Raw genomic sequence first — 14,093 nt, 5'->3', positions numbered from 1 at the left:
GTCTACCTTAAGGGAAGCTCCACAGGAAGCGGGTGGCCTTCCACTACCGCCTCCACCCGGCCCAAAAGGGTGTACCCCTCCGCCCCCTCCACCCGGGCCAAAACCGTGTCCCCGGGCCGGGCAGGCCCGGAAAGCCGGGCCTCGTAATAGTCCGGGGTGTGGCCCAGGGCCAAACCGCCCTGGATCCTCTCCACCAAAACCTCCACCTGGCTTCCCAGCTTGGGCCTTATGCGCTCCTCCGCCAGGCGCTGGGCCAAGGCGATGATCTCCTTGGTGCGCCGCTTGCGCACCTCTGGGGGCACCTGGGGCATGGAGGCCGCCCGGGTCTTGGGCCTGGGGGTGTAGGTGAAGGCGTGGACCCGGGTGGGCCTAAGCTCCTCTAAAAAGGCCAGGGTTTCTTGGTGCTCCTCCTCGGTCTCCGTGGGCAACCCAGCGATGACATCCGTGGTGAGGGCAAAGCCGGGGATGAGCTCATAGGCCCTTTCCACCAGGTGGCGGTAGTAGGCCTTGTCGTAGCGGCGGCCCATAAGCCTTAGGAGGCGGTCCGAACCCGTCTGCAGGGAAAGGTGCAAGTGGGGCCGCACCTTGGGGGCATAGCGGGCCATGACCCCAAGGAGATCCTCCCCCACGTCCTCGGGCTCAATGGAGGAAAGCCGCACCCTTGCCCCCAGGTGGTGGAGGTCCTCCACCAACCCCGCAAGGCCCTTGGGATGGCCCCGGTAGCTTCCCAGCCGCACCCCCGTGAGCACGATTTCCTTGATGCCCATGCGGAGAAGCACCTCCGCCTCCCCTAGGGCCTCCCGGTAATCCCGGTGCCGCTCCTTGCCCCGGAGGCGGGGGATGATGCAGTAGGCGCAGCCCACCTGGCAGCCATCCTGCACCTTCAAAAAGGCCCGCACCCGACTATTCAAAAGCCCCCTTTCCCCCGCCCCCCAGAACTCGTTGGGGGGGGTGGTGATGGGGTCCGCGGGGAGGCCAAAGTGCTCCAGGATCACCTTGGGAAGCTCCGCCTTGCGGGTGTTGGGCACCACGGCGTCGGCACCCAGTTCCCGCACCTCCTCAGGAGCCAGCTCGGCATAGCATCCCGTGACCACGATGAAGGCCTTGGGATTAGCCCTCCTGGCCCGGCGGATCTCCTTACGGGCGTCGGCCTCGGCGGTGGTGGTCACGGCGCAGGTGTTGATGACCACCAGGTCGGCCCCCGCCTCGAGGGGAACCACCTCCGGCTCCAAGGCCTTAAGGAAACCCAAAAGGGCCTCGGTCTCCACCTGGTTCACCTTGCACCCCAGGGTGCGGAAGGCCGCGCGCATCCTTTCCATTCTGGTAGGCTAAGGGGACCAAGTCAACAAGCGGGGGCAGAGTGTGATCCCCCCCACTTGCGGTGAAAACCCCAGGGGTTGTAGCATCACCTCCGCCTGCCCCAAGATATAGGGGAAAGCCCTTGGGGCCAGCGGTCTTGTCCACTCAAGTACTCAGGGAGGATTTATGGAGCACTTGTTTGATGAGCACGCACAGGCCATCGCCAAACGCCAGTATCTGCAAGAAGGGGATGGGGACATCCTGGGTATGTTCCGCCGGGTGGCCCAGGAGATCGCCAAGCCCGAGAAGCCGGAGGAGCGCGCCTTCTGGGAGGAAAAGTTTTACCATCTCATGGCCTCCAAGCGCTTCTCCCCCGGGGGGCGGATCCTGGCGGGGGCCGGCACCGCCCACGGCAACCTGCTGAACTGCTTTGTGCAAGGGGCCACGGATAACCCGCCGGAAAGCTTTGAAGGCATCATGGAGGTGGCCAAGAAACTGGCCCTGGTCACCAAGGTGGGCGGGGGGAATGGGGTCAACCTGGATCCTTACCGCTCCAAGGGGAACCGCAAGCGCCGGACAGTGCGAGGGATGGCCTACCTCTCCGCTAGTCATCCCGATGTGGCCGACTTCATCCGGGGCCTCATGCGCCCCCCCACCAACCCAGAAGGGGAAAAGGAGGAGATCGCCCTAAAGAACTTCAAAAGGGCCGTTTACGGGGAGGTTTCCCCCGAGCTTAGGTCCCTGGCGGAGCGCTACGGGGTGGGCATCCTCAAGGCACCCCCTCCGGAGGCCATCCGGGTGCCCGACGACATGGGGGGGATTGTAGAGGCAGCCAAGGAGGCCACCGCCTTGGCCCTCAAAGGCCTGACGCCCCATGTGGACTTCTCCTCCTTGCGGCCCGAGGGAGCCCCCATCCGTGGTTCGGGAGGAACCAGCTCCGGCCCCGTCAGCTTCCTGGTGGAGATCTTTGATAACTTCCTGGAGTGGGCCGCCTTGGGTGGGGAGAATGCGGGCCCCGTGGCCACCTTGAGGTATGTATACGCCCCAGTGCTGCGGGTGGTGAGGCAGGGCGGCACCCGCCGCGGCGCGGGCATGGCCACCCTCTCCATTGAGCACCCTGACCTCCTGGACTTCCTCACCGCCAAAGACCTGGACCGGGAGAAGGCAGAAGGGGACATCTCCACCTTCAACATCTCCATCCTGGCCACGGAGGCCTTCATCCGGGCAGTAGAGGGGGATACCCTCTGGCCCGTAACCCCCATTGAGGTGCCGGGCAAGTACTACCCCTACCCCGTGGAGGGGGGCTACACGGGCCATATCCCCAGCCTGCCGGAACGGGAGGATGGGGCCAAGCCCATCCCCCTCTTCGGGGGCAAGGTCCCGGCCCGTTGGCTTTGGCACGAGATCGCCTGGCACGCCTGGGCCACGGGGGAGCCGGGGCTTATCTTCATTGACCGCATCAACGAGCTCTCGGCCCTAAAAGGGCTTGGGCCCAAGTACCAGATCCGTTCCACTAACCCCTGCGGGGAAATCCCCCTCACGGTGGGCGAATCCTGCAACCTGGGAGCCCTGAACCTGGCCGCTTACGTGAAGGGCGGGGAGTTCCAGATGGAGGAGTTCCGCCATGACGTGCACACCGCCATCCGCTTCCTGGACAACGTCCTGGACGTGAACCAGTACGCCCTCCCCGACAACGAAGAGGCGGCGAGGAAGCTCCGCCGGCTAGGCCTGGGGCTTATGGGCCTGGCGGATGCCCTCATCAAGATGGGCCTCCCTTACGCTTCGGAAGCCGCCAGGGAAAAGGCCTACGCCATCGCCTCGGCCATGCGGGAGGAGGCCATCAAGGCCTCGGAGGCCCTGGCCCAGGAGAGGGGCCCCTTCCCCCTTTACGAGGAGCACCGGGAATACTTCCAGGCCTTAGGGGTTAGGCCCAGGCGCAACGTGGCCCTCCTCACCGTGGCCCCCACGGGCACCACCAGCATGCTCATGGGAGTTTCTAGCGGCATTGAGCCCGTCTTCAGCCCCTTCGTGTGGCGCAGGATCGGCGGAGAATACAAGCCCCTCCTCCACCCCCTCTTCGTGGAGCTCATGGAGGCCTACCCGCCTCATCCCGAGTACGAGAAGGAGGGGAAGTGGGACTGGGAGAGGATCATCGCCGCCATCCAGGAGGACGGCCACGGCTCGGTGCAAGGGCTTCACTTCGTCCCCGAGCCCATCCGCCAGGTCTTCCAGTGCGCCCACGACATCCCGCCCCTGGACCACGTGCGCATGCAGGGGGCCATCCAAAGGGCCTTTGACGCCGAAGGGTATGCGGGCAACTCCCTCTCCAAGACGATCAACCTGCCCAACCACGCCACCGTGGAAGAGGTGGAGGAAGCCTACCTGGAGGCCTACCGCACGGGGTGCAAGGGCATCACCGTCTACCGGGACGGGTCTAGGGAGTTCCAGGTGCTGACGGTGAAGAAGGAGGAAAAGAAGGAGGAGAAGGTGAACCCCAACCATAAGAAGGAAGAGGTCCGGGATTCCGAGACTCCCCCGCCAGCAGCGCTCCAGGCTCCTCTACCGGCATCGCAAATGGGTACACCCGTCTACGAGCGCCCGGGGAGGCTCATGGGCTTCACCGATATGGTCAAGCTCCTCTCCCCCGATGGGGGCAAGCGGAGCTTTTTGGTCACGGTGAACATGTGGGAAGGCCGGCCCATTGAGGTCATCCTCACCTCGGGCAAGGCGGGGGACGAGGCCAACGCCGATTCCGAGGCCCTGGGCCGGGTGGTCTCCATCGCCCTCCAGTACGGGGTACCCCCGGAGGCCATCGTGCGCACCCTGAGGGGCATCAACGGCGGGCTCTATGGCACCTACCAGGGGAGGCTGGTCTCCAGCAAGGCGGACCTGATCGCCGTGGCCCTGGAAACGGTCCCCGAGGTCCTAAAGGGGGAGGCCTACTCCAAAGGGGCTTCCCTCGAGCCCGTTCCCTCCCTTTCGGGAGGGGGCTTGGCCCTGGCGGGGGCCATCACCTGCCCTTCTTGCGGGGAAAAGGCCTTGGTACGGGAGGAAGGGTGCTTCAAGTGCCAAGTCTGCGGCTACTCCAAGTGCGGTTAGGGGCCTAGGATACCTGGCCTCACCGGTTAGGCCGGTGGGGCCTTAGACTAAGGGCATGGTCCAGCCCCGGCGCTTCACCCGGGAGGAGGACCACCGCCCCCTGGAGGCCGGGGTAATCCCGCAGGGGGAAAGGGTGGAGCCCATCCCGGGCTCCATGAGGGAAATGAGCCCCACAGGAAGCCGGTATCCGGCCCTGGTCAAAACGCCCGACGCCCCTTTCCACCAAGCCCTGGGGGAGCAGGCCTTGGAGGGGGTCCAGGACCCCCTAAGGCTTTCCCCCCTTTCCCAGCGCCCGCCGGACCTGGTCCCCCTGAAGGTGCGCCCCGACTTCTACGCCCAGGACCACCCTAGCTTCGAGGACCTCCTCCTTCCTGGAGAGATGGCCGAGGCCTCCTCGGCCTACGACCGCCAGGTGAAGCTCCCCCCCTACGTCCGAACCGGGGTTCCCAAAGTCTGGCTGGTGAACCTGGAGGAAAACCAGGAGAAAGCCTACCGGAAGCCCCTAGAAGGGGCTTGTCCGGGGGTGGGAAAGCCTAGGCCTGAGGAGGCCCTTGCCCCCTTGGCCTTCCCCCAGGTTTTCTTTGCCGTCAGGGAGATTCTGCCTTGATCCGCATCAAGATCTGCGGCATCACCCGGACCCAAGACGCCCTTTTGGCCGAGGCCTTAGGGGCCTATGCCCTAGGCTTTGTCTTCGCCCCCGCCTCCAAGAGGCGGCTTACCCCGGAGGCCGCCCGCAGCCTCTCCCAGGCCCTGGGGCCCTTGGTGGTGCGGGTGGGGGTGTTTCAAGATCAGGAGCCGGAGGAGGTGCTTTCCCTCATGGAAAGGGCAGGGCTCCAGGTGGTCCAGCTCCATGGCCAAGAGCCTCCGGAGTGGGCGGAGGCCATCGGCCAGCACTACCCCGTCATCAAAGCCTTTTCCCTTACCGGCCCCGCAGACCCCGCCTGGAAGGACTACCCCGCCAGCGCCCTCCTTCTGGACGGCAAGGCCCCGGGAAGCGGCCAGGCCTACCCAAGGGACTGGGCCCGGCCCCTTTTGCAAACCGGGAAGCGGGTAATCCTGGCCGGGGGCATCACCCCGGAAAACCTGGAGGAGGTTCTGGCGTTAAGGCCCTACGCCCTGGACCTCGCCAGCGGGGTGGAACGGGCCCCCGGGGTAAAGGACGAGGAGAAGTTACGGGCGCTTTTTGCCAAGGCCAGGCGCCTTGGTGGGTACGGCCCCGTATGATGGAGGGGTGATCGGCAGGAACCACCCCTACTACCCCTTTCTGGCCGCCATGCTGGAGGCCGCCCACCTGGCCAAGGGCATCCACGCCTACTACTTGGAAAAGGGCTTCACCCACGGCACCAAGTCCGGACCCACGGACCTGGTGACCCAGGCGGACCATGAGTCGGAGGAGGCCATTAAAGACCTTCTCCTCTCCCACTTCCCCGAGGCGGGCTTTTTGGGGGAGGAAGGGGGAAGCGAGGGAGGAAAGGCCCTCCGCTTCATCGTGGACCCTTTGGACGGCACGGTGAACTACGCCCACGGCTTCCCTTTCTATGGGGTTTCCATCGCCCTCGAGGTGGAGGGGAAGATCCAGGTGGGCGTGGTGCTGGACACCAGCCGGGACGAGGCCTTCTATGCGGTGCGGGGAGAAGGCGCTTTCCTAAACGGGAGGCCCATCCGGGTCACAAAGCGCAAGGAGCTTTTGGGAAGCCTCCTGGCCACCGGCTTCCCTTACGATGTGGCCAAGGACCCGGAAAACCTCACCTACTTCCACCGGGCCCTCTCCCAAGGGCTTCTGGTGCGCCGGCCTGGGGCGGCGGCTTTGGACCTGGTCTATGTGGCCGCTGGGAGGCTGGAAGGATTCTGGGAGGTGAAGCTAAACCCTTGGGACGTGGCGGCGGGCTGGCTCATCGTGGAGGAGGCAGGGGGCAAGGTGACGGACCTAGAAGGCCGGCCCTACCGCCTGGGACACCGCTACATCGTGGCCACCAACGGCGAGATCCACGAGGCCCTGATCCAGACCCTCCTGGGCCGCTAAAATAGGGGGCATGGACCTCGAGGCCAAGAAGAAAGTCCTGCGCAGCTTCACCTATGGCCTTTACATCCTCACGGCCAAGGACGGGGAGGACTACGCCGCCGGCACCGTGAACTGGGTGACCCAGGCCTCCTTCACCCCACCCCTCATCGCCCTGGGGGTGAAGCGGGATAGCCGCCTGCACGAGCTTATTGCGCGCACGGGGAAGCTGGCCCTCATGACCCTGGCCCACCACCAGAAAGGGATCGCCCAGGACTTCTTCAAGCCCACGGTGCGGGAGGGGAACTCCCTCAACGGCCATCCCTTTGAACCCTCCCCCACCTTTGGCCTTCCCCTCCTCACCGAGCTTCCCTACTGGCTCGAGGCCGAGGTGCGCCACCTCCTGGAGGGCGGGGACCACAGCCTGGTGGTGGCCGAGGTGGTGGAGGCTGGGGTGAGGGAGGAGGCCAAGCCCCTCATCCTGTGGGACACGGGCTGGTTCTACGGGGGTTAAGGGAGGAGGCTTAGGGGCACCTCCCTACCCTCCGGAAGGAGGAAGGCCCTGACCCCATCGGTGCCGAAGATCACGTAGGGTACCCGCCAGCGGGCCTCGCGAATGTCGGTGGGGCTGGGAAGGGCAGGCCCTTTGGGGTGGGAGTGGTAGATGGCCAGAAGGCTAAGGCCTTCCCTTTCCAACTCCTTCAAGGCCCGAAGCAGGGCCAGGGGTTCCGCCAAATACCCCGTCAAGGGCTCAGGGTGGACGTTGGGCAAGGGGATGACCCGTTCCACCTCCCGCCTGCCCGCCCAAAGCCCCACCCCCTCCCTGGGCACCTCCTTATCCAGGTGGGTGCGGGTTTCCTCCAGAAGCCTCCTGGGCACGTAGAGCACTTGGGACAATCGCCCCCTCCTTAGGCCTATACTATGGGCACCAAGAAGGAGGGAAGATGATCCCAGGAACCTCTCCCATCCGAACCGTGGCCCTGGTGGGCCATGCGGGAAGCGGCAAGACCACCTTGACCGAGGCCCTGCTTTTCCGAACCGGGGCCAAGGAGCGCATGGGCCGGGTGGAGGACGGCACCACCACCACCGACTACACCCCCGAGGCCAAACTCCACCGCACCACGGTGCGCACCGGGGTAGCCCCCCTACAGTACAAGGGCCACCGCATCTTCCTCCTGGACGCCCCCGGCTACGGGGATTTCGTGGGAGAGATACGGGGGGCCTTGGAGGCCGCGGATGCCGCCATGGTGTTGGTCTCTGCGGAAAACGGAGTCCAGGTGGGCACGGAAAGGGCCTGGACCGTGGCGGAGCGGCTGGGACTCGCCCGCATGGTGGTGGTCACCAAGCTGGACAAGGGCGGGGATTACTACGCCCTTTTGGAGGATCTCCGGGCCACCCTAGGCCACATCCTGCCCATTGACCTGCCCCTCTTCGCCGGGGGGCGCTGGGTGGGTCTCATTGACGTGTTTCACGGCAAGGCCTACCGGTACCAAAACGGCCAGGAGGTGGAGGTGCCCGTGCCCGAGGAGGAACGGGAACGGGTGGAGCGCTTCCGCCAGGAGGTCCTCGAGGCCATCGTGGAAACCGACGAGGCCCTCCTGGAAAAGTACCTGGAAGGGGAGGAGGTGACCGGGGAGGCCCTGGAAAGGGCCTTCCACGAGGCGGTGCGCCAGGGCCTCCTCTACCCCGTGGCCCTGGCCTCGGGCACGGAGGGCATCGGGGTCCTACCCCTTTTGGACCTGGTCCTGGAAGCCCTCCCCTCCCCGGAGGAGCGCTTTGGCCAGGGCCCTGCCCTGGCCAAGGTCTTCAAGGTGCAGGTGGACCCCTTCATGGGCCAGGTGGCCTACCTGCGCCTCTACCGAGGAAGGCTAAAGCCGGGGGATACCCTCTCCAGCGAGGCGGGCCCCGTGCGCCTTCCCCACCTCTATGTGCCCATGGGCAAGGACCTCCTGGAGGTGGAAGAGGCGGAAGGGGGGTTTATCCTGGGCCTTCCTAAGGCGGAAACCCTCCACCGGGGCATGGTGCTTTGGCAAGGGGAAAGGCCGGAAAGCGAGGCCGTACCCTTCGCCCGTTTACCTGAGCCCAACGTGCCCGTGGCCATCCGGCCCAAGGGCAAAACCGACGAGGCCAAGCTGGGGGAGGCCTTGAGAAAACTTTTGGAGGAGGACCCCAGCTTAAGGCTGGAGCGCCAGGAGGAGACGGGGGAGCTCCTCCTTTGGGGGCATGGGGAGCTCCACCTCACCACCGCCAAGGAGCGCCTGGCGGACTACGGGGTGGAGGTGGAGTTCTCCGTGCCCAAGGTGCCCTACCGGGAAACCATCCGCAAGGTGGCGGAGGGCCAGGGCAAGTACAAGAAGCAAACCGGAGGCCACGGCCAGTACGGGGACGTGTGGCTCCGGCTGGAGCCCGCCCCCGAGTACAGCTTTGAGTGGCGCATCACTGGGGGGGTGATCCCCAGCAAGTACCAGGAGGCCATTGAGGAGGGGATCCTCGAGGCCGCCAAGAAGGGGGTTCTGGCGGGGTATCCGGTGATGGGCTTCAAGGCCATCGTGTATAACGGCTCCTACCACGAGGTGGACTCCTCGGACCTCGCCTTCCAGATCGCCGCCAGCATGGCCTTCAAAAAGGTGATGGAGCAGGCCAGCCCGGTACTCCTGGAGCCCATCTACCAGATCAAGGTGATCGCCCCCCAGGAGCGGGTGGGGGATATCCTCTCCGACCTCCAGGCAAGGCGGGGGCGGATCCTGGGCATGGAGCAGGAGGGGGCCTTGGCGGCGGTGAGGGCCGAGGTCCCCTTGGCTGAGGTGCTGGAATACTACAAGGCCCTTCCCAGCCTCACCGGGGGAGCTGGGGCCTACACCCTGGAGTTCAGCCACTACGCCGAGGTCCCCCCTCACCTGGCCCAGAAGGTGATCCAGGAGCGCAAGGCGGCGGAAGGGTAGGGGGAAAGGTGGAGGGAGAGCTTTCCGCCATCCAAAAAGCCCTTGGCCAAGTCCTCTTCGGGCAGGAGGAGGTGATTGAGGCCCTTCTCGCCACCCTCCTGGGACGGGGGCACGCCCTCATGGAGGGGGTGCCAGGCCTGGGGAAAACCCTTTTGGCGGAGGGCTTCGCCCGGGCCAGCGGCCTCAGCTACAAGCGCATCCAGTTCACCCCCGACCTCCTCCCCCAGGACCTCACGGGCAGCGAGATTTTTCGCGAGGGACGGTTTGAGTTCATCAAAGGACCCCTCTTCGCCCAGGTGGTCCTGGCGGACGAGATCAACCGGGCCCCGCCCAAGGTGCAGTCGGCCCTCCTCGAGGCCATGCAGGAGCGGGCGGTAACCATAGGAGGGGTACGCTACCCCCTCCCTGAGCCCTTCTTCGTGGTGGCTACGCAAAACCCCCTGGAGCTTGAGGGCACCTACCCCCTCCCGGAGGCCCAGCTGGACCGCTTCACCGCCCGAATCCCCTTCCGCCCCCCCAGGCGGGAGGTGTGGCTCAGGATTCTGACGGAAGAACCCCATCTTCCCGAACCCCTGCCCGTGGACTTCCTAAAGGCGCAAAAGGAGGCCCAGGCAGTGCGAGTGGCCAAGGAGGCCCTGGAGGCCATCACCCACGTGGCCTTCCTGAGCGGGGAGGATGGCCGCCTGCGCATGGGCCTCTCCCCCCGGGGGGCCAAGGCCTGGCTGGCCCTGGCCCGGGCCCTGGCCTACCTAAGGGGAAAACCCTTGGTGGACTGGAAGGAGCTTAAGGACGCCGCCTTTTTGGCCCTTCCCCACCGGCTTTTCCTCACGGAAGAAGCCCTTTACGAGGGGGAAAGCCCCGAGGAAATCCTAAAGCAGCTGCTCAAAAAGGGGGGCATTCCCTAAGAAAGGAGGAAGGGTATGCGCTGGATACGGTTTTTCCAGGAGGTGGGCCTCGAGGACGTCCCCTTGGTGGGGGGCAAGAACGCTTCCTTGGGGGAGATGATCCGGGAGCTTGCCCCCTTGGGGGTAAAGGTGCCCGGGGGGTTTGCCACCACCAGCGAGGCCTACGGGTACTTCCTCAAGGCCAATGGCCTCGAGGAGGCCATCCGCCAGGAACTCAAGAACCTAGACCCCGACGACCCCCTGGCCTTGCAAAAGGCCAGCCGCCGCCTGCGGAACCTGATCCTGAAGGGGGTATACCCGAAGGACCTGGAGGAGGAGATCCGCCTGGCCTACCGGCAGCTTTCCCAAGAGGCGGGGGAAGAGGCCCTCCCCGTGGCCGTGCGCAGCAGCGCCACCGCCGAGGACCTCCCCACCGCCAGCTTCGCCGGGCAGCAGGAAAGCTACCTCTACGTGCAAGGGGAAGAAGACCTCCTTCTCCACGTGAAGCGGGCCATGGCCAGCCTCTTCACCGCCCGGGCCATCAGCTACCGGGCCCACATGGGCTTTGACCACCTGAAGGTGGCCCTTTCCGTGGGGGTGCAGCGCATGGTGCGGGCCGATACCGGCACCAGCGGGGTGATCTTCACCCTGGACCCCGACACCGGCCACCGGGGCTTTGTCTACATCACCGCCATCTACGGCCTTGGGGAAAACATCGTCCAGGGGCGGGTGGGGCCCGACGCCTACTACGTGCACAAGGAAACCCTGAAGGCGGGCTACCGGGCCCTGGTGCACAAAAAGCTGGGCCCCAAGGAGCTTACCCTGGCCCTTGACCCCAGGGAAGGCCGCCTCAGAAACCGCCCCACTCCCCCCTACCTTCGCAAGCAGTTTGCCCTTTCCGACCACGAGGCTCTCCTCCTGGCCGACTGGTCCCTCAAGATTGAAGAGCATTACAGCAAAAAACGGGGAGCGCCCACCCCTATGGACATTGAGTGGGCCAAGGACGGGCCCACGGGGGAGCTTTTCATCCTGCAGGCCCGCCCCGAAACCGTCCACTCGCAAAAGGCCCCGGTGCTCCGCATCTACCGCCTTTTGCAAAGGGGGGAGGTCCTGGCCGAAGGCCTGGCCGTGGGCGAGGCCATCGCCACGGGAAGGGCCCGGGTGCTCCAAGACCCCAAGGAGATGGATCGCTTCCAGGAAGGCGAGGTCCTGGTCACGGAAACCACCAACCCCGACTGGGAGCCCATCATGAAGCGGGCCTCAGCCATCGTCACCGAGCGGGGCGGGCGCACCTCCCACGCCGCCATCGTGGCCCGGGAGCTGGGGGTGCCCGCGGTGGTGGGGGCCTTGGGGGCCACCCGCCTCATCCCCGAGGGGGAGGTGGTCACGGTGTCCTGCGCCGAGGGGGAGGTGGGGCGCATCTACCGGGGGGCCCTGCCCTTTGAGGTGGAGGAGGTCCGGCCCGAAACCCTGCCCCAAACCCGCACCCGGATCATGGTGAATGTGGGCACCCCGGAGGAGGCCCTCAGGGTAAGCCTCCTACCCACGGATGGGGTGGGGCTTTTGCGCATGGAGTTCGTCTTCGCCAGCCACGTGCGCATCCACCCCTTGGCCTTAACCCGCTTTGAAACCCTGCCCAAGGAGGTCCAGCGCCAGGTGGAGGAGCTCACGGAGGCCTACCCGGACAAGCGGGCCTACTTCGTGGACACCCTGGCCCAGGGCATTGGCCTCATCGCCGCCGCCTTCTACCCCAGGCCCGTAATCCTCCGCTTCTCCGACTTCAAGACCAACGAGTACGCCCGCCTCCTCGGGGGGCACCTCTTTGAGCCCAAGGAGGAAAACCCCATGCTGGGCTGGCGGGGGGCCAGCCGCTACTACCATCCTGATTACAAGGAGGGCTTTCTCCTCGAGGTGCAGGCGGTGAGGAAGGTGCGGGAGGAGATGGGCTTGAAGAACCTCATGGTCATGGTGCCCTTCTGCCGCACCCCGGAGGAGGGGGCCAGGGTCTTGGAGGTGATGGCGGAAGGGGGCTTGAGGCGGGGAGAGGGGGGGCTGGAGGTCTACGTGATGGCGGAGATCCCCTCCAACATCCTCGAGGCCGAGGCCTTTGCCGAGCTCTTTGACGGGTTTTCCATCGGCTCCAACGACCTCACCCAGCTGGCCTTGGGCCTGGACCGGGATTCGGAAAGGGTAGCCTGGCTCTTTGACGAAAGGCGGGAGACGGTCAAGGCCCTCTGCGCCATGCTTTTGGAAAAAGCCCACGCCAAGGGGAAGAAGGTGGGGATCTGCGGCCAGGGTCCCTCCGATTACCCGGAGTTCGCCGCTTTCCTGGTGGAAAAGGGCATAGACTCCCTAAGCCTCAACCCCGACGCCCTCCTGCGCACGGTGAAGAAGGTGGCGGAGATCGAAGCTGCCCTGGGCCCAGGCTCCTGAGGCCCGATGGGGTACCCTGGGGCATGGTCCGTGAACCCTTTAACGCCTTGAGCCATGCCCTGGGAGTACCCCTGGCCTTTCTGGGAAGCGCTTTTCTTCTCCTGCATGCCCCTAAGGAGTCTTGGCCGGGCCTTTTGGCCTTTGGGCTCACCATGGCCCTGATGTTTGGGGCCAGCGCCCTTTACCACGCCCTTCGGGTGGGGAATCGGGCCCTGGCCTGGCTCAGGCGGCTGGACCATGCGGCCATCTTCCTCTTCATCGCCGGAAGCTACACTCCCTTTCTAGTGGAAGGCCTCCAGGAAAGCTGGAAGCCCTTCGCCCTAGGCCTGGTGTGGGGCCTAGCCCTCCTAGGTGTGGGTTTCCGCCTTTTCTTCCTGCGGGCGCCCCGTTGGCTTTATACCCTGGCTTACCTGGTCCTGGGATGGCTTTCCGTCCTTTTTCTCCCCAAGCTCCACCTGCCCCTTCCCACCTTCACCCTGATGGCCTTCTCCGGGACCTTCTACACCTTGGGGGCCTGGGTGTACGGGAAGCGGAAACCCAACCCCTGGCCGGAGCGCATGGGATTTCACGGTCTGTGGCACCTCCTGGTCCTCCTGGGAAGCCTTTGTATGTACCTGGCGGTTCTAAGCCTGTACACCTAGCTTTCTCATGAGAAAGTGAGTATCCTAGGGGGTATGGAACCCCCTCTAATCCTAATCGTGGAGGACGAGAAGGATATTGCCCGCTTCATAGAACTGGAACTCCAAGCCGAAGGCTACCGCACCGAGGTGGCCTACGACGGCATCACGGGCCTTTCCCGCTTCCGGGAGGTGAACCCCAACCTGGTGATCCTGGACCTGATGCTTCCCGTCATGGACGGGATTGAGGTGGCCAAGCGCATCCGCAAGACCTCCAACGTCCCCATCCTCATCCTCACCGCCAAGGACCGCGTGGAGGACAAGGTGGAAGGCCTGGATGCTGGGGCCGACGACTACCTGGTGAAGCCCTTTTCCATTGAGGAGCTTCTCGCCCGGGTGCGGGCCCACCTGCGCCGGGTGAGCCCGGCCATCACCGGGGAGATCCGGGTGGCCGACCTCATCATCAACCTGGAAGGAAGGGAGGTCTTCCGCAGCGGAAGGCGCATAGAGCTTTCCAACAAAGAGTTTGAGCTCCTGGAACTCCTGGCCAGAAATCCGGGCAAGGTCTTCAGCCGCTACGAGATAGAGGAGAAGGTCTGGCCTGGTTACCAAGGTGGGAGCAACGTGGTGGACGTCTACATCGGCTACCTGCGCAAGAAGCTGGAAGCCGGGGGGGAAAGGCGCCTCATCCACACGGTGCGGGGTGTGGGCTACGTACTCCGCGAGGACTGAGGCGCCATCCGCCATGCCCCTGGTCAGGAAGACCCTGGCTAGCCTAGAGGGGGTTCGGATGCGCTCCCCCCGCACCCCTTCGCCGGGG

12 protein-coding genes are annotated in these 14,093 nt (G+C 65.3%); 10 read left to right on the top strand and 2 right to left on the bottom strand.

Annotation, left to right across the window (positions count from 1 at the left end; genetic code table 11):
• Positions 1-2 precede the first annotated feature (2 nt).
• Positions 3-1,310 carry a MiaB/RimO family radical SAM methylthiotransferase gene (locus tag L0D16_RS04370; protein ID WP_243030283.1) on the bottom strand — a complete coding sequence of 436 codons (1,308 nt, stop codon included), beginning with the start codon at positions 1,308-1,310 and terminating at the stop codon, positions 3-5.
• 175 nt (positions 1,311-1,485) lie between these two features.
• Here L0D16_RS04370 and L0D16_RS04365 point away from each other — a divergent pair, with 175 nt between their 5' ends.
• From L0D16_RS04365 to L0D16_RS04345, 5 genes are read left to right on the top strand one after another with little or no spacing between them, the layout of a single operon-like run.
• Complete coding sequence (locus L0D16_RS04365) at positions 1,486-4,398, top strand: adenosylcobalamin-dependent ribonucleoside-diphosphate reductase (RefSeq protein ID WP_243030224.1); 2,913 nt, start codon at positions 1,486-1,488, stop codon at positions 4,396-4,398.
• A gap of 55 nt (positions 4,399-4,453) precedes the next feature.
• Positions 4,454-5,005, top strand: a complete 552-nt coding sequence (locus L0D16_RS04360) for a Uma2 family endonuclease (RefSeq protein WP_243030223.1) — start codon at positions 4,454-4,456, stop codon at positions 5,003-5,005.
• Positions 5,005-5,622 carry a phosphoribosylanthranilate isomerase gene (locus L0D16_RS04355; protein ID WP_243030282.1) on the top strand — a complete coding sequence of 206 codons (618 nt, stop codon included), beginning with the start codon at positions 5,005-5,007 and terminating at the stop codon, positions 5,620-5,622. The genes L0D16_RS04360 and L0D16_RS04355 overlap by 1 nt, the downstream gene beginning before the upstream one ends.
• Positions 5,623-5,629: 7 nt before the next feature.
• Entirely contained in the window at positions 5,630-6,421 is a 792-nt protein-coding gene (locus L0D16_RS04350) for an inositol monophosphatase family protein (RefSeq protein WP_243030222.1), read from the top strand.
• Positions 6,422-6,431: 10 nt separating this feature from the next.
• On the top strand, positions 6,432-6,911 hold the full coding sequence (locus L0D16_RS04345) for a flavin reductase family protein (RefSeq protein WP_243030221.1): 480 nt from the start codon (positions 6,432-6,434) through the stop codon (positions 6,909-6,911).
• Here the strand turns inward: L0D16_RS04345 and L0D16_RS04340 are convergent.
• Positions 6,908-7,294, bottom strand: coding sequence for a M67 family metallopeptidase (locus L0D16_RS04340; RefSeq protein ID WP_243030220.1), 387 nt, complete (start codon positions 7,292-7,294; stop codon positions 6,908-6,910). The two genes, L0D16_RS04345 and L0D16_RS04340, sit on opposite strands and share 4 nt — an antisense overlap.
• A 47-nt stretch (positions 7,295-7,341) precedes the next feature.
• Here L0D16_RS04340 and L0D16_RS04335 point away from each other — a divergent pair, with 47 nt between their 5' ends.
• From L0D16_RS04335 to L0D16_RS04315, 5 genes are read left to right on the top strand one after another with little or no spacing between them, the layout of a single operon-like run.
• Complete coding sequence (locus L0D16_RS04335; protein WP_243030219.1) at positions 7,342-9,339, top strand: elongation factor G; 1,998 nt, start codon at positions 7,342-7,344, stop codon at positions 9,337-9,339.
• An 8-nt stretch (positions 9,340-9,347) separates the two neighbouring features.
• Entirely contained in the window at positions 9,348-10,244 is an 897-nt protein-coding gene (locus tag L0D16_RS04330) for an AAA family ATPase (protein WP_243030218.1), read from the top strand.
• Positions 10,245-10,259: 15 nt separating this feature from the next.
• Positions 10,260-12,656, top strand: a complete 2,397-nt coding sequence (ppsA, locus tag L0D16_RS04325) for a phosphoenolpyruvate synthase (protein ID WP_243030217.1) — start codon at positions 10,260-10,262, stop codon at positions 12,654-12,656.
• A 23-nt stretch (positions 12,657-12,679) separates the two neighbouring features.
• Positions 12,680-13,297, top strand: a complete 618-nt coding sequence (gene trhA / locus L0D16_RS04320) for a PAQR family membrane homeostasis protein TrhA (protein WP_243030216.1) — start codon at positions 12,680-12,682, stop codon at positions 13,295-13,297.
• A 33-nt stretch (positions 13,298-13,330) separates the two neighbouring features.
• The gene (locus tag L0D16_RS04315) at positions 13,331-14,005 is read left to right on the top strand and encodes a response regulator transcription factor (RefSeq protein ID WP_114312932.1); all 675 of its coding nucleotides are present in this window, start codon (positions 13,331-13,333) and stop codon (positions 14,003-14,005) included.
• Positions 14,006-14,093 lie beyond the last annotated feature (88 nt).

This window comes from Thermus altitudinis (genome assembly GCF_022760835.1).
In the GTDB taxonomy this organism is placed as follows: domain Bacteria; phylum Deinococcota; class Deinococci; order Deinococcales; family Thermaceae; genus Thermus; species Thermus altitudinis.
The sequence above is the reverse complement of the archived record's forward strand: the minus strand, read 5'-3'. Positions and strand labels throughout refer to the sequence as shown.